Origin of the sequence: Streptomyces gelaticus (assembly GCF_014649535.1) — a bacterium.
In the GTDB taxonomy this organism is placed as follows: domain Bacteria; phylum Actinomycetota; class Actinomycetes; order Streptomycetales; family Streptomycetaceae; genus Streptomyces; species Streptomyces gelaticus.
In genome coordinates this window covers 119,702-137,628 of sequence record NZ_BMTF01000011.1, presented here as the reverse complement: position 1 = coordinate 137,628, position 17,927 = coordinate 119,702, and the positions used below count along the sequence as shown (strand labels likewise).

The window sequence follows — 17,927 nt, the reverse complement described above, 5'->3', positions numbered from 1 at the left end:
GTCGGGTGAACGGGACGACGCTAGGCCCGGATCACTGACATCTGCTGTCAGTGATCCGGGTACTGTTTTTCCGTGCGTGCGAGTCGGTTGGTGAGCGCCCTGTTGCTCTTGCAGACGCGCGGCCGGATGACCGCGCAGGAACTGGCGGACACCCTGGAGGTTTCGGTACGCACCGTCTACCGGGACATGGAGTCGCTCTGCGCCTCCGGCATCCCGCTGTACGGCGAATCCGGACCGGACGGCGGATACCGGCTGCTGGAGGGGTACCGGACCCGGCTCACCGGGCTCACCGCGGACGAGGCCGGGGCCCTGTTCCTGACCGGACTGCCCGGCGCGGCTGCCGACCTCGGCCTCGGCGCCGTGGCGGCGGAGGCACGGTTGAAACTGTCCGCGGCACTGCCGCCCGAACTGCGCGAGCGTGCCGAACGGTCCCGGCAGCGGATCTACGTCGACATCCCCGGCTGGTACCAGGGCTCCGAGGAAACCCCTCGACTGGCCGAGGTGGCGAGCGCGGTGTGGGGCCAGCAGCGCGTGCGGATCCGCTACGAACGCTGGGCAACCCCGCACGAAGTGATCAGGACCGTGGACCCTTACGGAGTGGTCCTCAAGGCCGGCCGCTGGTACCTGGTGGCCGGGTCCGCGCACGGCGTGCGGACCTACCGGGTGTCCCGGATCAACGAACTGGAGTCCCTGACCGAGACGTTCACCCGGCCTGCCGGATTCGACCTGGCGGCCCACTGGCACGAGTACCTGGCGACCTTCGACGCGCGCCGCTTCCTGGACGAGGCGGTGCTGCGCCTGTCGGCCGAGGCGTTCGAGGGCATCGGGCAGGTGCTCGAGCCGGCGGCGGCCCGGGCCGCCGCGGAGTCGGCGGCGGAACCCGACGCGGACGGCTGGACACAGGTGATCGTCCCCGTCGAATCCGCCGAACGGGCGCTCCCCACGCTGCTGTCGCTGGGCGTGGGGGCGGAGGTGGTGGGGCCGCCGTCGCTGCGGGAGAAGATGCGGCGCACGCTGGCCGGGATGCTTGCCCGGTACGAGGGCGGAGGCCAGGCGCAGGAGTGAGGAAAGCCTGCCCCGGCCCTCGCCGCCGGGAGCAGACGGACAGTCCTCGTCGTCCTGGTGTCCGATCAGTGGTTCCGGCTCCGGGAGTGAAACGGACGGGCAGGTTCTGCAGTCCGCGCCTGACGACTCCCAGCCGCCGCGCGAGGTCCTCCCGGCCACGTCGAGCTCCATGTCGGGCCTCACGCGAAGGTGTGAAACCACCATGCCCCGCAAGAGTCGCCCACCCCCGTGACGACGGGCGAAGAACCGTTCCGCGCGTCAACTCCAGCCTTGAACGGCCGCACAATCCCGTCCTCTGCGCATGCCATCGTGTCCGCCGGGCGCCACAACGTCCGCCCCACCAACCGAAAGTGAGGCACCGTGAAGAAGTCCATCGCCTGCTGGACCGCAGCAGCGGCATGCGCCCTGCTCGCCCTCACCGGAACCGCCGAAGCCTCCGACACCGCCATGGCCAAGCCCAAGACGTGGTACTCCACCGCCGTCTGTGGTGTCGAGAAGATCGGAAGCGGCGACCACGGAGACAAGCAGCTCAAGGGCACCGGAAAGGGAAAGAGCAAGTCGGAGGCCGAAAAGTCCGCCCAGCGAGATGTACAGGACCAGATCAGCAAGAAGTACGGAAAGGGGTACCGGGCGCACCACTGCACCTTCCGCAGCTCCAGGCGGTAGGTCCCGCGCCCGTGGAAACACGTGAACAACAGAAAGCGTAAGAAACTGCCGAAGCGGCTTGCCGCGGCTGCCGGTGACGGACGCGTCGGCCTTCTCCAGCGGCTCCTCGCCCAAGGGGCTGATCCCGACACCCGCGACCCTGACGGAGCCACACCGCTCTATCTCGCCGCCGTCCAAGGCGAAAACCGTTGTGCCGAGCTGCTCCTGGCGGCCGGGGCCTTGCCCAACGCCGAATCCCGGGGGTGGCGCAGCGGACTGCCACTTGCCGCAGCCGCTGCCAAGGCGAACCTGCCCCTCGTCGAGCTGCTGCTGTGTCATGGAGCCGACCCGCACCTGCGGGAGTCGGGGGGCGGCTCGGCGCTCGACTGGGCACAGGGCTGGAGCGACGACACCGAGGAGCGGCAAGCCGTCCTGGCGCGGCTGCGCAACCTCACCGTTTGAGCCGTCCCCACCGGACGGTCGGCAGCTCCGGTGAGCCGGGTGCTGCTGGGGATGCGGAGCGCGTGGCGATTCTGGAGTCGATTGAGTAGGGCTTCTGAGCTGGGGTTTTGCTCATTCGGCAGTCACTTCCACCTGTTCTCGAACTGGCAACAGGTGGAAGTGGGCGGCCATAGCTATGACTGTTTGACGTGCTCGAACTGTGGCCGAGTTCAGGGCGCTACAAGCCGTGGCGGTCCAGCAGCGCCAGCAGATTGCGCTTGCGCTTCTGGGCGGTGCGGAGGGTGGCCATGTAGGAGATGAAGGCGTCCTCCGTACCCAGGGAGCGGTGGCAGGTGCGCGTGCTGAGCAGGAGTTCCGTCAAGTGCTCGTAGGTGGCGTCGCCGGTGCGGGTGAGGAGAGGGGCGATCAGGCGCAGGTAGACGGTCAGGGCGTCGGCCGGGCGGTGGTCCCGGATGCGATCGGCGAGGGTGAGCCACTGGCGGTCGCCGGCGTAGCCTTCCACGGCTGCCTCCCAAGCCGCTTCGTGGTCGCCCTCGTCCAGCAGGGCGTCGAGCAGGGCCGAGCCTGAGAGGCCGAGGTTCATGCGGGGCCGGACAGCTGTGCGCAGTGCGTCCAGGGCCTGTGCCCGTTCGGTTTCGTTCCAGCAGTCGGCCGCCCGGGCCGCCGTACGCAGGTCCTGGTACGTGGCCAGTGAGCGGCGGCGGAGCAGGACGTCGCGGCGGACCGCAACCACGTCTGCTGCTCGGCCGGCCCGGGTGTAGCGCTCGCAGACGAAGTCCACCAGACGGGTCTCCGGGCCGCGGTCTGGTTCTGCCTCATGGAGCCCGCGTTCCGCCCAGTGCAGGGCTTCGGCCTGGCGGCCCGTCCGCTCCAGTTCCTGGGCGATCCGCAGGTGCGTGGCGCCCGACGGAGCCAAGTCCGCCGCGAGGAGGGTGACCAGCGCGTCCACGCTGCCCTCCGCACGCATCAGCTGTTCCATGAGGTACCTCTCCGCCCAGCCCTTCGGGTTGTCGCGCAGGGCCGCAGCGGCCCGTTCGTGCGCCCGCGCCAGGCCTGTAGCGCCCAGGACGCCCGCGTAGTCCGGCAGGAGGATGTCGTTGGCGTCGCTCAGGTCGCCCAGAAGGTGGTCCACCAGCCAGTCGGCGGTCAGTTCCGGGTCGGGGCAGGCGGCCAGGCAGGCCTCCAGATGCACTGCGGCAAGTCCGTTCGCCACGTCGCCGATGCTCCCGTCGAAGTCGTCGATCTCCCCGTACGTCCGGGCGAGGGCCTCGATCGAGTCCCGGGCCACCTCCACGGCTTCCGCCGCCCGGCCGGTCTCCGTCAGGGTGCGCAGTGCGGACACGGCCTCGGCTGCCTGGAGCCCGTACCTGCGGGCGTCCGCGCGCTCGACGTAGCCGTGCCGGGCGAAGGGCCGGGTGTCGAGCAGACCCAGGATGCGCTCGCGTACGGCGCTGGGGTCGTCACCGGCGGCGGCCGCCCGCAGTTCCAGTCGACGGCGCAGGTCGCGGTCGCCCGCGATGTGCTGCCGTACCAGGGCGAGGAGTTCGTCCCGGCTGCGGGATTCCAGCCAGGTGGTGAGCTGCCGGCCTCGTGACGCAGCGGCGGTCCGTTGCAGGGGTACGGATTCCGCCTGCCGCAGGACGGTCAGTCCCACCGCCACGCAGTGCTTGCAGAAGTTCCCTTCCTGCCCGTACGGGCAGTCGCAGCGGCCGGTGACCCCGCTGGCGTGCTCCGTCAGCTCGACCTCATAGGCGTCGGTGCCGTCGACGGTCGCAGTGATCGTCCTCTCTCCGATCTCGAGCGCGGACACGGAGGACAGGTAGCCGAGACCACGTTCGAACGACCGAGAACCCGCCAGTCGGCGTAGCTTCTCCTCGCTGAAATCCAATGTGTTGCTCATGGCTCTCATTCAACGGCACCGGGCACGCGCGCAAGCACGGTTGAGGAGCGCCCGGTCGCCTTGCGAGCGAGGACTTCAGGCCCTGGGCCGCTCGGTAGCGGCAGGGAGTTCTTCGGCGGCTCTGAAGCCTGACTCTCTTCCCTCAGAAACGGCAGGCAACGGCGTGAAGGCCCTTGCCCGTTCGGGCGGGCGGCTCGCCGGGACGGGCAGGCGGGTGATCTGCCGCGGACTGGAATCCGGCCGGCCCACGGCAGTACCCGATCAGCGCCTATTGATCAGAATCTCGAAGGGTTCTCGTTGAGCGCTGCGTGCACTGTCCCCGCGTATCGCTGGGCGAAGCCCGTGTCACTGTCAGCGGTGATGGTGATGTCGTACCGCCCGCCGTCCGCAGGCCACCTCAGGCCGACTTGCTCGCGCGGGCCGACCGGTTGAGTGCGCGCCGTGCCGCCGAAGTCGTTCGGGGTGACCGTGAAGCACACCGTGGCCGTGCCGTCATTGCTCAGCAGCAGATCGACCCACGCCTCGTGATCACTGCTTCCCAGGACTGCCGCCGCCCGAGGCACAGCGGCTTCGGTCCGGTCGGCCCCCGCCACCGTCCCCGCGAAGCGGCAGACGAAGCCGTCGGCGCCGTGGACCGTGAAGTCGTACCGTCCGCCGGTGCGTACCGCGTCCCAGACATAGGCGGCGGTGCTGTGCGGCTCGACGGTGAACGGCGTTCCGGCGAACGGTCGCGCGATGTTCGGGAACACCGTGAAGGGGAAGGCCACCGTTCCCTCGTTGGCAAGAGTGCACAGGACCTTGCCGGTGGCGCGGTCCATGGTGATGTCGGCCCAAGGGCGGTAGGGCAGCGGACGACGCGGGCGTGCGCCCGGCTCCTGGGCGGGCACGATCTGCGCGCCCGGCGCCGGGAGCTCTACCGCCGGCAGTTCCGACGCCGCATCGGCTCGCTTCACGAGTGCGTGTGTGTCCGGCAGTACGGGGATCGAGAAGTCGGGGCGGGCGAAGTCGAAACAGCTCGTGAGGTCACCGCACACGGCTCTGCGCCACTGCGAGATGTTGGGCTCCCGCACGCCGGTGACGAGCTCCAGGAAGCGCAGCACGGAGGTGTGGTCGAAGACCTGGGAGTTGACCCAGCCGCCGCGCGACCATGGCGACATCACCCACATCGGGACGCGGTTGCCCAGCCCGATCGGTTGCCCGTCCACGAACTCGTCAGGGGTTCCCGTGGGTGGGAACGGCGGCACCACGTGGTCGAAGTAGCCGTCGTTCTCGTCGTACATCACGAGGAACACCGTGTGCCGCCATACCTCCGGGTTCGCGAACAGCGACTGGAGAGCGGTGTTCACCCAATGCGCGCCATAGGCGGGGCTGGCGGTCGGATGCTCGCAGAACAGGTAGGGCGAGACCAGCCAGGACACCGTCGGCAAGGTGCCGTCTTTGCAGTGCGCATCGAACGCCGACAGGTCCCACTTCGTCATCGCGTTGATGTGACGCGGGTCGTTCTTGTCGAAGTTGTGGAACTGGCCGAAGTACTCGAGGGCGTTGTCCTCGTAGTTGCCGTAGCGCTCGTCCAGGCCGGGCGTATGGTAGACGCGCCAGGTGATGCCGGCGGCCGACAGGCGCTCTGCGTATGTGGTCCAGTCGCAGACCGGGCTTTCGGGCAGCGGTGTGTTGTCGATCCACGGACCGGTCGTGCCGTCGCGGCCCGGGCCGACCGTGCCGGTCCACAGGTAGAGGCGGTTGGGACTGGTGGGCCCGGCCAGTGAGCAGAAGTACGCGTCGCACAACGTGAAGGCGTCGGCCAGCGCGTACTGGTAGGGGATGTCCTCACGGGTGAGGTAGCCCATGCTCTGCTCACCCTTGGCGGACGTCCAGCGGTTCATCGCGCCGTTGTTGATGGCTTCGTGACCGCTCTCCCAGTCGTGCGGCAGGCCATCCGCGTTCTGCGCGTCGAACTTCGTGGAGTCCATCCGGTACGGCAGCAGGAACCCGCCGTCGGGCCGGGCCAGGGCGGGCTGGCGGAAGACGCTGTCGCCGTTCGGGAACGTCAGGGCCTGGCGGTCGTCGAACCCGCGCACACCGTTCAGCGTGCCGAAGTAGTGGTCGAAACTGCGATTCTCCTGCATCAGGATCACGACGTGGCGGATGTCGTCCATGGCATTAGTTCCTTTCCGCCGGCGTAAGAAGGAAGGCGAGCAGGGCCAGGTCGGCGCGCTCCAGGGAGTCGAGGATCGTACGGCCGGCCGCGGGCCGGATCGGTACGGTGGAGGGCACGGCCAGCACCGCGCACCCGGCTGCCTCGGCCGAGGCGACACCCGTGGGCGTGTCCTCGACGACCACGCACGCGTACGGTTCGACGCCCAGAGCGGCGGCCGCGGCGAGGTACGGGTCGGGCGCGGGCTTGGTGCGGACGGTGTCCTCGACCGCGAGGGTCAGAGCGAACCGGTCCTCGCCCAGCGCCTTGCTCACCAGGTCGACGACATGGCGCGGCGAAGCGGAGACGATCGCCGCGGGGACGCCGGCCGCGGCCAGTTCGTCCAGCAGGCGCAGTACGCCCGGGCGCGGGACGACCTCGCGGGCGACACGGGCGGTGAACGCGGCGTCCAGCTCGGTGGCGAGTTCGCCGGGGCCGGGGGCCGCCGGGCCGCCGGTGCGGTGCAGGTGAGCAGCGGTGTGCGCGGTCGGGCGGCCCAGCACATGCGGCATGTCCGCGTCGATCAGCGGGCGCCCGAGCCCGTCGGCGACCTGTTGCACTGCGGCCCACCACAGCCGTTCGGTGTCGACGAGCGTGCCGTCCATGTCGAAAAGGACAGCGGCGGGAAGAACGGGTGCTGCTGTACGAGGGTTCAAGGCGAGTTTCTCCGGTGATGCGGCGAATGATGCAGGGAACGGGTGGATGTGCAGGCTTACCGCTTCGGTCGCAGGGCGTCGGGCGGTCGATCCGGGCCGACGGCGTCGTCCGGGCGGGCGTCGGCGGGAGTCGTCAGCCCCTGTCCCCGCCGCCGTTCCCCCGGCGGCGGTCCACGAGCACCGGGCGGTCCGGCAGCCTCAGCGTCACCGCCGCACCGACCGGGAGTGTGGTTGCGGTGTGGGTCGGCACATCGGCCGTCACCTCGCCGCCGTCGGCCAGCCGCACGGTCAGCCGCGTCGTCGCGCCCAGGAACGACGCCCCCACGATCCGGGACGTACCCTCCCCGTCCGCGGTGACCTCGACCGCCTCCGGCCTTACCAGCACGTCCACTTCACCCTTTCCACCGGCGACCTCGGCGGCGCCGGGCAGCGTCCCGTTGACCGGCAGGGTGCGGCCGCACACGTCCACGGTCCCGTCGTCCGCTCCGGCACGGGCCGGGATACGGCTCATCACGCCGACGAATTCGGCGACGAACGCGGTCGCAGGGCGTTCGTACAGTTCCGCCGGGGGCGCGCACTGCTCCAGTCTTCCGGCGCACATCACCGCGACCCGGTCGGCCATGGAGAGGGCTTCTTCCTGATCATGCGTCACGAACATGGTGGTGATGCCGAGTTGCTGCTGAAGACGGCGGATCTCCTCACGGAGCGTCAGGCGTACCTGTGCGTCGAGTGCCGACAGCGGCTCGTCGAGCAGCAGTACGCGTGGCCGCAGCGCCAGAGCCCGGGCCAGGGCGATCCGTTGCTGCTGGCCTCCGGACATCTGGTGCGGAAAGCGGCCGGCGTGCTGCGGCAGTCCGACCAGCTCCAGGAGTTCGGCGGCGCGAGCCCGTCGCGTGGCTCTGCCGATACCGCTCATCCGCAACCCGAAGGCGACATTGTCGATGGCGGTCAGGTGGGGGAAGAGGCTGTAGGACTGGAACACCATGCCCGCGTTGCGGCGGTGCGCGGGGACGCCCGTGATGTCCTCGCCGTCCACGAGCACCTTGCCCGAGTCGGGCCGCTCGAATCCGGCCAGGGTTCGCAGTGCGGTGGTCTTGCCGCAACCGGACGGGCCGAGCAGCGCCACCAGTTCGCCCGGCTCGACCGTCAGGTCCAGGCCGTCCAGCGCCGTCGTGGCGCCGAAGGAGCGACGCAGCCCACGGAACTCGACGGTGGCGCCGGTCCGCGTCCGGCTGATGGTCTCGGGATCGGTCATCAGGTCGGTCATGAGGTCTCCTTGGGACGGCGAGCGCGTCCGGCTGTGGCGATGATCAACAGCAGCACCCAGGTGACGAGCAGGCCCATCACCGATACGGCCACCGACATCTGGGCCTGCGATCCGCTGATGGCGAGGATCCACACGGCGAAGGGCTGGTAGCCGAGGATCGCGGCGACGGTGTACTCGCCGAGCACCAGCGCCAGGGTGAGGAACGCCGTGTTGAGCAGCGCTCCGCGCAGGTTGGGCAGAACGACATGCAGAAGGGTGCGCGGCCATGGCGCCCCGCAGGCCCGGGCGGCCTCGACGAGCACCCGCAGGTCGATGGCCGCGAGCCCGGTGTCGAGCGTGCGGTACGCCAGCGGCAGCGCCATCAGCGTGTACGCGAGAACCAGGACGAGGGGGAACTGCGGATTCTGGAGTTCGACCAGGACTTGGAAGAGGGGCGTTCCGACGAAATGATCCGATCCCCAGCCCAACACCGCGCTGAATCCCGCGACAAGGGCAACGGCAGGTACGACCAGCGGCAGCAGACACACGATCTCGACGAGGGTGCGCAGGCGTGGTGCGGCCAGCCGGACCGTGATCAGAGCGGGCACGAGCAGCCCCAGAACGAGCACGATGGTGGCGGCGGCCAGCTCCAGGGTCAGAGCCAGACTGTCGGTGAAGCCGCCGGCGGTGAGGATGCCGGTGTATGCCTCGAAGCCGATGTCCTGTCCTGGGACGCCGGCGCCGATGCTGAAGGCGACGGCACATGCGAGCGGGACGAGGAAGTACGCACCGGTGAGCGTCAGCACGGCGGCGCGCCCGTATCGGAGCGTGTTCAGGCGAGCCATCGCGCGCTCCTTCGCTGCAGCGGAAGCTGAATGGCCATCACGAGCCCCGCGACCAGCACCATGTCGACACCGAGTGCGAGCGCGATGTTGCCCTGGCCGACCAGGACGTTCCCGGACAACGCGTCCGCGATCTGCATGGTGACCAGTGGTACCGAGCTGCCGACCATCGCCGCGGCGGTCGCGTAGGCGCTGAACGCGGTGCCGAACAGCAGCACATAGCCGCCGAGCAGCGACGGCATGAGGACCGGCAGCGCGACATGCGTCCAGTACCGGAAGGCGTTCGCACCGTTGTTGTGGGCGGCTTCCCGCCACTGCCGTCGCAGCCCCTCCAGAGCCGGGGTGAGCGTGAGCACCATGAGTGGAACCAGGAAGTAGAGGTAGACCAGGGTCAGACCCCAGAAGCTGTACAAGCTCCAGCCATGGCTGAGCAGGTTGAACCGGCTCGTCAGGACACCGGCGTTGCCGAGCGTGGCCACGAACGCGAACGCGAGCGGCACCCCGCCGAAGTTCGCCAGTACGCCCGACCCGGCCAGGACCGCCTCGCGCAGGGCGCGGAATCGCGAGGTCACGACCACGTGGGCGATCGGCAGGCCGACGACGGTGGCGATCAACGCGGAGACGGCGGAGAGTTTGACGCTGCCGAGCAGCGCGGTCAGGTAGGGCCCCTGCAGCGAGGAGCTCATGTTCGCGCCGGTGAGGCGGGCCCCTCCCGGCGCGGACTGCGGTGTTGTGAAAGCGCCGAGGACCATCGTCCCGAGAACCACACCGAACACCACGGCGGTGAACACGAGCAGCGGCGCGGCACCGAGCCACCTCGCCGAGCGTGGAATGCGCCGCGAGGCCGACCCGAGCCCGGCCCTGTTGCTGAAGGAGCGGGTCCGGGTGCCACCTCCGGCCGTCTGGACGGCGCTCATCCGGCGACTGCCTGGGCCCAGCCTTGGACGACGGCCTGCTTGGCCTTGCTGATCTGACCCTCGGTGGGGAAGGCGGGGGTGCCATTGCCAGGTGTCTGCGGCAGTTCGGTGGCGAAGGTCGCGTCGAGAGTCCCGGACTTCTGCATCTCGGGCATCAGGACCGGCCGGGCGTGGCCCTTGAGCCACAGGTTCTGGCCCTCGGGGCTGTACAGGAACTCCTGCCACAGACGGGCCGCAGCCGGGTGCGGTGCCCACTTCACAATCGCCTGCGAGTAGTACTCGGCGTACACGCCGTCGGACGGGATGCTCACCTTCCAGTCGACGCCCTTGGAGCGGAGCTCGTCCGCGTACCCGGTGTTGAGGTAGTCCCAGGTGATGCTGATCGGCGTCTCGCCCTTCTGGATGGTGGCAGGGCTCGACTCGACAGGATTGAAGTTGCCGGCCTTCTTCAGGTGGGCGAAGAAATCCAGGCCGGGCTTGATGTCGTCGAAGGAACCCTTGTCGGCGAGTGCCGAGGCGTACACGGCGCCGAAGGCCGAGCTGGACTTCGTCGGGTTGCCGGTCAGTGCTATCTGGCCCTTGTACTGCGGATCCAGCAGGTCCGAAAACGTCTTCGGGCACTTCTTGACGCGGGCCGCGTCACAACCGATGGAGACATAGCCGCCGAAGTCGTTGTACCAGCGAGCCCGAGCGTCCTTCTGTGCCTTCGGGATCTGGTCGAACGCGCTGACCTGGTACGGCGCCAACAGATTCTGCTCGGCGGCGCTGATGGCGAAGGCACTGCCCACGTCGATGACGTCCGGAGACCGGTCCTGGCCCTTGCGGGAGGTCACCGCGTTGATCTCGTCCTGGCTGGAGGCGTCGGGATTCTCGACCTCGACCTTGATTCCGTACTTCTTCTCGAAGGTGTCGATGATCTCGCCGTAGTTCGCCCAGTCACGGGGAAGGGCGATGGCGTTCAACTTGCCCTCCTTCTTCGCGGCAGCGACAAGGGCGTCCATGCCGCCGAAGTCCGCTGCCGAAGTGGCGGCCACGGCCTTGCTGCCGCCGCCATCGGTCTCATTTGTGCTGGTCAAGCCGCATGCGCTGAGCCCAAGCGCGGCCATGGCGACGGAGCAGACAAGGCCCGCAGAGCGAGCGCGGTGCAGTCTCACAGGGTTCTCCTGGGAAGAGGTGGAGTTGTCTGTACAACTTGACTCATTACCTCGGGGGGCTGTGTACGGGAGGTGAACGCCGATGTACGAGCCGGGGAGCTTCTCCGGAAGAGATCGCGGGTCACGCAACGAGAGCGCCTTGCCGGTGAGCCACGCCCGGGGAGCGGATAGGGTCACGTCAGAGCGTCGATGGGCGGCTGAGGGAAGGGGAACGACATGGCAGTCGCGGGGGGCGGCACCGCCGAAGCCCGGTATCGGCAGTTGGCGGCCAGCTTGCGTGAGGCCATAGCTGCCGGCGCCTTCGGCGCGGACGGCCGTCTGCCCAGTGAGGAAAAGATCGCCCAGCAGTACGGCGTGTCACGCGGAACCGTCCGTCAGGCATTGGCGGTGCTGCGAGCCAACGGCCTGGTCACATCCCGGCGTGGCACGCGGCGGGTCGTGCTCGGCACCGCACGTACCCAGAGCTTCTTCGAACTGCTGAGTTTCACCCGCTGGGCACGCTCACTCGGAGAAGAACCGGGAGGCCGCACGATCGATGTCACTAGTTGTCCGGCCAACCCGCTGGAGTGCGAGCAACTCAATCTCGAACCCGGGTCGCAGGTATGCCGGGTGCTGCGGCTACGGACGCTGTCACGTGTCCCGATCATGATCGAGCGGACCCTCTACCCCGAGCACATCGGTGCCATGATCGCCGGCCTTGATCCCCATGCGATTTCACATACCGAACTGCTGACGGAGGAGGGAGTGGTGTTCGCAGACACAGAACACACCATTGATCTCGTCCACGCCGACGCCGACGATGCGCGCCTGCTCGGCTGCAACCAGGACGCGCCGCTGATGCGAGAGCGCCGGCGGGCCACGGACCACTCGGGCAGACCGTTGCTGTGGTCGGACGACCGCTTTCTGCCGGGCACGGTTGCCTTTACGGTGCACAATTCAGTGGCGACAACGGCTCTGTCGCGCCGGCGAGGCTGACTGATCGCTCCGCCAGGGGCCGAGGCAGCCTGCTGGCCTGACCAGCACCCGGCGTCCCGGTCATGCCGACCCACGGGCGGGAATGGCCACTTGACCGGGTTGAGGACGGCTGCACCATCAGTGCCCGTCGGTTCGACCTGTTCTCGGTGGGTGTAACAGGTAGACGTCGACAACGCTGCCTGAGCTGCGGATTCCCGAGGTTCGGCGGTGGCCTGCCCGCTGGTATCGGTATCACCGCAACGGCTCGGGTTTGCCCCGTCCGATCGCCCTGGAGGGCGTAACGCGACGTGACGGATTTCGTGCTGATGACCGTCGTCTCGCCTGTCGTGATGACGCTGCTGCTACTCAACAAATGACGTGCGTCTGGCACACTGACCGACAAGTCGGCGACGGGGGGCAGGTGGAGGAGCCGGTGGGACGGGGGGACGACAAGTCTGCGGCAGAACGCGCCATGGTGCGAATGCTGCACTCCGGCGGCGTGCCGGAAGGCGCTGGTGTGCTGCTCGGCCCCCGCCACGTGGTGACCGCTGCGCACGTCGTCGAGACGATCACCGGCTCCTCCGCTCCGGGGCAGGTCGTTGAAGTCGACTTCCCACAGCTGGCGTTGGGCCGGGCGTTACGGGCCGAGGTGACGGTGGGCAGACCCGTCGGTCCGGACGGCCCCGAGGACGTGGCATGTCTGAAGCTGCTGGACGATCCTGTGCCCGGCGCGGCTCCACCGCCCATCTGGCGCGAAGGGCGGCTGCCGCCGCAGGCGGAATTCCAGGTCTACGGGATGCCGGTGCACCGTGACGACGGATTGTGGGTGGACGGGAGCGTAAAGGGGGCAATCGGGGGTCACTCGTACCAGTTGGATGTACAGCCGCACGCCAAGTGGGGCATCCTGCCCGGGTACAGCGGCGGGGGCGTGTGGATCGATGGTCAGGCGGCTGTCGTTGCCCTGGTCAGGTCCAGCGAGAGCAAGGTTGAGTACACCACCGCCTACGCGATCCCGATCTTCCGTGTCATCGACCTGTGCGGACTGTCCGACATCGTTCGCCCTCCCTCCCCATACCGTGGTCTTGCCGCTTTCGGTGAAGCGGATGCGGAGGTCTTCTTCGGCCGCGACAAGGAGTCCGAGACGGTCTGCCGCAGGGTGAAGGGGAGTGCCCTCACCACTGTGGCCGCCCACCCAGGGATGGGGAAGTCCTCACTGGTCAGGGCAGGCGTCACCCCACGGCTGCGGGCACAGGGGCACCAGGTCGCCTTCCTCGACACGGGCATGGCCGGGCTCTCTCCGGCCCGCCGCGTGGCCACGGCGCTTGCCGCGTTGCCCTCTCCGTTGGTCGGGGAGTGCAGAGCGGACTGGGACGTCGACCGGCTCACCCGGGTGATAGAGGAGCAAGGGCTTGCGGGGGCACTGTCCGGGCTGTCCGCCGCAGGGCCGGTAGTCATGGTCGTCGACCAGCTCGAAGAGCTTCTCCTGCGAGCGCCGGACGACGCGAAGGCCCTGTTCGAACTGCTCCTTTCGGAGGCGCAGACCTACCACGACCGCGGCTATCGACTGCGGATCCTGACCTGTCTGCGCTCTGACTTCGGGGACTTGGCGGCTGCCCATGTCCGCGAGGTGACCGAGAACGTCTTCCATCTGCATGCGATCTCCGCCGACGGACTGCGTCAGATCGTCGCGGAACCGGCCCGGCGGGTTGGCTACGTACGGTTCTCCGAGCAGGTCGTGGACCAACTCGTGGAGGACGCCGCCAAGACCGACGGCCGGCCGTCCAGTGGAGCCAACCTCCCCCTGCTGCAGTTCACTGCCACCCGGATGTGGCAGGAGGCCGAAGCGCCGGTCGTGCAGTTGGAGGACTACCGCAGGATCGGAGGTCTCGCCAAGACCCTGCTGACCTATGTCGAGGAGCAGGTGGCCAGTCTCTCGACAGCCGAACGGGCGCAGCTGCCAAGGTTGTTGACCAGGCTGGTGCGGGTGGGGCCGGAACCGGGTCAGGACACGAGGGCGACGGTCTCCGCCGACGACCTCGACGACGTCCTGAGTGACCTTGCCCGGCGTCTGGCGAGAACCGCCCTTCTGGACATTGACGAGGACCCGGAAGGTCGTACGACCGTACGACTGGCGCATGACGCACTGATCACGCGCTGGCCTCTCCTGGCCGACTGGCTCCACCAGCGGCGCGACTTCCTCGTCTGGCGTGACGGTTCCCTCCGTCCCGCCCTGGCCCGGTGGCAGCGGGACGACGAGCCGGAGGCATATCTGGGCGGCCAGGAGCTGGAACGCGGCGAACGCTTCGCGGAGTCCTACCGGGTCGAACTCGACGCGGCCGAACTGCTCTTCATCGCAGGCAGCCGCGACCACGCGACAGCGCAGGCCCGACGCCGCAGAAACCGCCGGTTACGGAACGCGGGGGTGGTCGTCGCCTTGCTCATCCTGGCGGCCTTGCTGGTGGTGGTACTCACAAAGGTACTGCCCGAGCAGTACCGCAAGGCAGGCGCGGATGCACTGGCATCGGCGGCCGAGATGCGCCGGGGTGACAACGAACCGGCAGCCCTGGCCCAGGACGCCTTCGTCATCCACCGTGCCAAGGGGCAGGTTGGAGTGCAGCACGTCCTGGCCGATCTGCTGGAGAACCACGGCACGGCCACCTTCCTGCCCGCGGCCTCGAACGTTTCCCAGGCCCAGGTCGCGGGTGACCGATGGGTGCTCGTACGCGAGGAGAGCAGCAGGTTCACCGCATGGGACGTCTCCAGGCCCGCACGCTCACCCGCCGTCGACGAGACCGGCGTCGTGAGCCTGGCCGTGAGCGAGGACGGCCGTCGGGTGGCGACGGGGCGCGGCGACGGCGTCGTCACGGTACGCGAGACCGGTTCCTGGCGGCTCGTCGGCACGTGGCGGGTTCCCGAGAGCACTGACTCGCGCAGCGGGAAGGTCACTGCCGTGGCCCTCGACGCGACGGGTCGGCATCTGTCGGCGGTGCGTGAGAAGTCGGTGCGCGTCGGCTGGTGGGACGTGGCAAGCGGATCCGGCACGGCCTGGGAGGCTTCCGAGGTGACGGGCGGCGCGGTCTCCACCCTGGGGTTCACCGCCAGTGGCAGGGCCGTGGCCGGCCTCGACCGGCGCCAGGGCGCCGGAGGCTGGCGCCTGTGGGATCCGAGGTCCCGCCGGGTGACCGAGCCGGTGCTGCCGCCCGCCGCCGAGGCCAATGGCGATGAGCGGCCCGGCCTGCCGTGGGGCGTGGAGCCGCAGGAGATGGTCGTCGGCCCGCGCTCGTACGCCGTCACGTGCCGAGGTGACCGCACGGTCCTGCTGGAGCCGGATACGGGTCGTCCCGTCGGCAGGTTCGCCTCGTACGGCATGTGTCTGCCGGTGGCCGCTCTCGCAGGCGACCGTGTGGTCTATCTGCAGACAGTGGCCAGTTCACGGCCGGACGACCGAACGGCCGCGTACGACCTGGTCCTGTATCAGGGACGGGAGCTGTGGGCACGGGCTGCGGGTCGGTCCGAGGGGGTACCCACCGTCGGCGCTTCGGGGGGTCTGTTGGCCGAGGCGAGGGGCAGGAGTGTGCGCGTGACCCGGCTGCCCCGGGAGCGCGAGCGTTCCTTGGCCCGTGTCGTCGGCATGCGCTTCCTGCGCGGCGACGACGCCTTGCTGACCCTGCGCGGGGACGGCACCCTGCAGCGGACGGGCCCGGACGGCCGGCTCAGGCAGAGCCGCACGACGGGTCTGACCGGCCCGTTGGCGTGGGCCGTCGACTCCACCGAGTCCACACTCGTCATCACGGGGAAGAGCGCCGGGCAGGGACAGGGCCGGGCCTGGACGACCGTGCGTTACTCCCTGCCCACGCTCACACCCGTGGGTCCGCCCATACTGCTGGAGCTGCCCGAGGTCTCGGCTCGCGCCTACCCGGCCGTCCTCGACGACGGCCGCCTGGTCGTGCGCCAGGGCCGGTCGCTGCGGGTGCTCGGAACGACAGGTGCGGAGATACGTGCATGGGAACTGGACGGTGAGGACGAGTCTTCCGCCGAGGGCCTGTTCGCCCGTCCGGGCCGTCCGCAGGTCGTTGTCTCGTCCGGCAGTGGGAACGCCTTTCAGCTCATCGACCTCGACCGTGGGACGATCGGGCCCCCGCGCGGCCCGTACCCCGTCGGCCGAGCGGACACGATCATCTTCGACCCGGACGAACCCGATGTGGCCGTCATCGCCGGCAGTGCCACGACCGACGGTTCACAACCGATCGCCGTGTCGGCCCGCGTAGACACCGGAGAGCCCGTCGGGGAGCCGCAGTACCTGCCCGCCCACGCCGCGCTGGACGGCGCCGGGGCTGCGGCCTTGACCCGGTCCTGGCCGCGTCGGCTGGCCAGTTGGTCGTTCCCCGCCGGCAAGCAACACCCGAAGGTGGTCTCCGGGCAGCATCTCGACCCGCCGACGGTCCTGCTGTCCGACTCCGGGGACCGGCTCGCGGTGCTGAGAATGAACTCGGACGTCAAGGTGCTGCTGGCCGACCCGGAAACCTGGCGCCAGAAACTGTGCAGGCTGACCGAACTCACGCGCGGCGCCGACCCGCCGCGCTTTCCCGACCTTCCCTTCGCCGACCCCTGCTGACGTCCTCTCCCCACCCCCCTGGAGTCACCCCGTGCGACCTCCCACGTCGGGACTGGCGGCCTTACCACTCCTGGCCGTTCTGCTCGTCGGCTGCAGCGGCGACGCCCCAGCTCCCGCGCCGAGCGCACCCCCTGCCCAAGGGGGCTGGTCCCTCGCCCCATCGAGTCCCGCGTCACAGGAAGAGAATGGCCCCGACGGGCCCTTCGACCTGACCGCCGCCAACCAGGCCATTCGCAGGGACGGTTACCAGTCACTCGTCACGAAGGCGGCGCCCGGACCTTTGCGGGCGATCGAGAGCGTGTGCCGGGACAGCGGGACCGGACGCTGTCTGCGGATCTACTTCTTCCTGGACAACCGGATGCTCGGCGCGGTGGACGCGGGCAAGGCAGAGATCGTCTCCCAGGACGGACGCCAGGTCCGGCTGGAGTTCCCGCAGTACAGCCCCGGCGACAGTTACTGCTGCCCGACCGGAGAGCCTCGGTTCCACAGGGCCACGGCGGAGGGAGGGAAGTTGACGATCGATCCGCCGGTGCCCAGCGACGCCAACGGCGAGCAGAACATCTGAACATCCGAGAAGTTGACGAGCTACGAAACGGAGTTCCCATGTCCGACCAGGTGGTGTACCTCACCTTCGGTGAGGGCGGCGTCCTGCCCATCCAAGCGGAAACCGAAGCCGACGCCGCTGTTCCGCCGCCGCGCGAGGAACGCGGTACGAACGGATCCCCGTTCGGTCCCGAGGGGCCGCGGCCCGTCGGGCGAGGTGAACGGGCGAACCAGATCCTGGGCCGTGCCGGATCGTCCATCGAAGAGGCGCTGGACCAGATCCGGGAGTTCGGGGCTCAGTCGCTCACGCGTCTGACCGACCTGCCGCGAAAGCCCGACAAGGTGACGATCGAGGTGGCCATCAAGCTGTCGGCGGAGGCAGGCGTGATGGTGGCCAAGGCTGCGACGGAGGCCAACTTCCGGGTTGCCATGGAATGGGACTCCGCCGCCACCCCACAGGCCGAGCAGTAGATGCCCAGGTGCCGACCGTGCGTGAGCTCGGAGGTCACGGTGCGACGGACCATCTCATCGACCACCGGGCCTCGCTGCCCGCGGTCAACGCCCGACTACGCCGGGCCAGCTGGCCGACACCAGGCGTCACAGCGGACCAGGACGGCCACGAGATGCCCCGGCTGCACGGGACGGTGGGACGAGAGCGACTCGATCGAGGTCCTCGGCCACAGCCGGCCGTACGTCCATGCGGGCAGAGGCCGTGCGTGGCGCCGTGAGGCCAC

At 69.2% G+C, this 17,927-nt stretch carries 14 protein-coding genes; 7 read left to right on the top strand and 7 right to left on the bottom strand.

All coding sequences use genetic code 11. From position 1 onward, the window contains the following. Positions 1–72 precede the first annotated feature (72 nt). From IE107_RS18070 to IE107_RS18060, 3 genes are all read left to right on the top strand, one after another. Complete coding sequence (locus tag IE107_RS18070) at positions 73–1,065, top strand: helix-turn-helix transcriptional regulator (RefSeq protein WP_189544825.1); 993 nt, start codon at positions 73–75, stop codon at positions 1,063–1,065. A 360-nt stretch (positions 1,066–1,425) separates the two neighbouring features. After that, positions 1,426–1,731: a hypothetical protein gene (locus IE107_RS18065; protein ID WP_189544824.1), complete on the top strand. Its 306-nt coding sequence runs from the start codon at positions 1,426–1,428 to the stop codon at positions 1,729–1,731. 21 nt (positions 1,732–1,752) lie between these two features. Then, positions 1,753–2,172 (top strand): ankyrin repeat domain-containing protein, encoded by a 420-nt coding sequence (locus IE107_RS18060; protein WP_189544823.1) that lies wholly within the window; start codon positions 1,753–1,755, stop codon positions 2,170–2,172. A gap of 217 nt (positions 2,173–2,389) precedes the next feature. Here IE107_RS18060 and IE107_RS18055 read toward each other — a convergent pair whose 3' ends face one another. The 7 genes from IE107_RS18055 to IE107_RS18025 form a co-directional block, all read right to left on the bottom strand. Further along, entirely contained in the window at positions 2,390–4,072 is a 1,683-nt protein-coding gene (locus IE107_RS18055; protein ID WP_189544822.1) for an SWIM zinc finger family protein, read from the bottom strand. A gap of 275 nt (positions 4,073–4,347) precedes the next feature. After that, the gene (locus IE107_RS18050; RefSeq protein ID WP_189544821.1) at positions 4,348–6,228 is read right to left on the bottom strand and encodes a phosphocholine-specific phospholipase C; all 1,881 of its coding nucleotides are present in this window, start codon (positions 6,226–6,228) and stop codon (positions 4,348–4,350) included. Positions 6,229–6,232: 4 nt separating this feature from the next. Further along, entirely contained in the window at positions 6,233–6,922 is a 690-nt protein-coding gene (locus IE107_RS18045; protein WP_268246604.1) for an HAD family hydrolase, read from the bottom strand. Positions 6,923–7,055: 133 nt separating this feature from the next. Beyond that, positions 7,056–8,189, bottom strand: coding sequence for an ABC transporter ATP-binding protein (locus tag IE107_RS18040; RefSeq protein WP_229867048.1), 1,134 nt, complete (start codon positions 8,187–8,189; stop codon positions 7,056–7,058). Then, on the bottom strand, positions 8,186–9,013 hold the full coding sequence (locus IE107_RS18035) for an ABC transporter permease (RefSeq protein ID WP_189544819.1): 828 nt from the start codon (positions 9,011–9,013) through the stop codon (positions 8,186–8,188). The genes IE107_RS18040 and IE107_RS18035 overlap by 4 nt, the downstream gene beginning before the upstream one ends. After that, positions 9,001–9,927: an ABC transporter permease gene (locus IE107_RS18030; RefSeq protein WP_189544818.1), complete on the bottom strand. Its 927-nt coding sequence runs from the start codon at positions 9,925–9,927 to the stop codon at positions 9,001–9,003. The genes IE107_RS18035 and IE107_RS18030 overlap by 13 nt, the downstream gene beginning before the upstream one ends. Further along, positions 9,924–11,033 carry an ABC transporter substrate-binding protein gene (locus IE107_RS18025; RefSeq protein WP_189544817.1) on the bottom strand — a complete coding sequence of 370 codons (1,110 nt, stop codon included), beginning with the start codon at positions 11,031–11,033 and terminating at the stop codon, positions 9,924–9,926. Before IE107_RS18025 ends, IE107_RS18030 begins: the two co-directional genes overlap by 4 nt. A gap of 264 nt (positions 11,034–11,297) precedes the next feature. Here IE107_RS18025 and IE107_RS18020 point away from each other — a divergent pair, with 264 nt between their 5' ends. The 4 genes from IE107_RS18020 to IE107_RS18005 all read left to right on the top strand — a co-directional run bounded on the left by IE107_RS18020 (position 11,298) and on the right by IE107_RS18005 (position 17,664). Further along, the gene (locus tag IE107_RS18020) at positions 11,298–12,056 is read left to right on the top strand and encodes a GntR family transcriptional regulator (RefSeq protein ID WP_189544816.1); all 759 of its coding nucleotides are present in this window, start codon (positions 11,298–11,300) and stop codon (positions 12,054–12,056) included. A gap of 478 nt (positions 12,057–12,534) precedes the next feature. Beyond that, complete coding sequence (locus tag IE107_RS18015; protein ID WP_189544815.1) at positions 12,535–16,650, top strand: nSTAND1 domain-containing NTPase; 4,116 nt, start codon at positions 12,535–12,537, stop codon at positions 16,648–16,650. Positions 16,651–16,930: 280 nt separating this feature from the next. Then, positions 16,931–17,215 (top strand): LppP/LprE family lipoprotein, encoded by a 285-nt coding sequence (locus IE107_RS18010; RefSeq protein WP_189544814.1) that lies wholly within the window; start codon positions 16,931–16,933, stop codon positions 17,213–17,215. Between the two features lie 38 nt (positions 17,216–17,253). After that, the gene (locus IE107_RS18005; RefSeq protein WP_189544813.1) at positions 17,254–17,664 is read left to right on the top strand and encodes a CU044_2847 family protein; all 411 of its coding nucleotides are present in this window, start codon (positions 17,254–17,256) and stop codon (positions 17,662–17,664) included. The last annotated feature ends 263 nt before the right edge of the window (positions 17,665–17,927 follow it).

Coding starts and splice junctions, on each gene's coding strand:
- IE107_RS18020 (WP_189544816.1), top strand. CDS start 11,298: ATGGCAGTCGCGGGGGGCGGCACCGCCGAAGCCCGGTATCGGCAGTTG.
- IE107_RS18005 (WP_189544813.1), top strand. CDS start 17,254: ATGTCCGACCAGGTGGTGTACCTCACCTTCGGTGAGGGCGGCGTCCTG.
- IE107_RS18050 (WP_189544821.1), bottom strand. CDS start 6,228: ATGGACGACATCCGCCACGTCGTGATCCTGATGCAGGAGAATCGCAGT.
- IE107_RS18055 (WP_189544822.1), bottom strand. CDS start 4,072: ATGAGCAACACATTGGATTTCAGCGAGGAGAAGCTACGCCGACTGGCG.
- IE107_RS18035 (WP_189544819.1), bottom strand. CDS start 9,013: ATGGCTCGCCTGAACACGCTCCGATACGGGCGCGCCGCCGTGCTGACG.
- IE107_RS18030 (WP_189544818.1), bottom strand. CDS start 9,927: ATGAGCGCCGTCCAGACGGCCGGAGGTGGCACCCGGACCCGCTCCTTC.
- IE107_RS18025 (WP_189544817.1), bottom strand. CDS start 11,033: ATGGCCGCGCTTGGGCTCAGCGCATGCGGCTTGACCAGCACAAATGAG.
- IE107_RS18040 (WP_229867048.1), bottom strand. CDS start 8,189: ATGACCGACCTGATGACCGATCCCGAGACCATCAGCCGGACGCGGACC.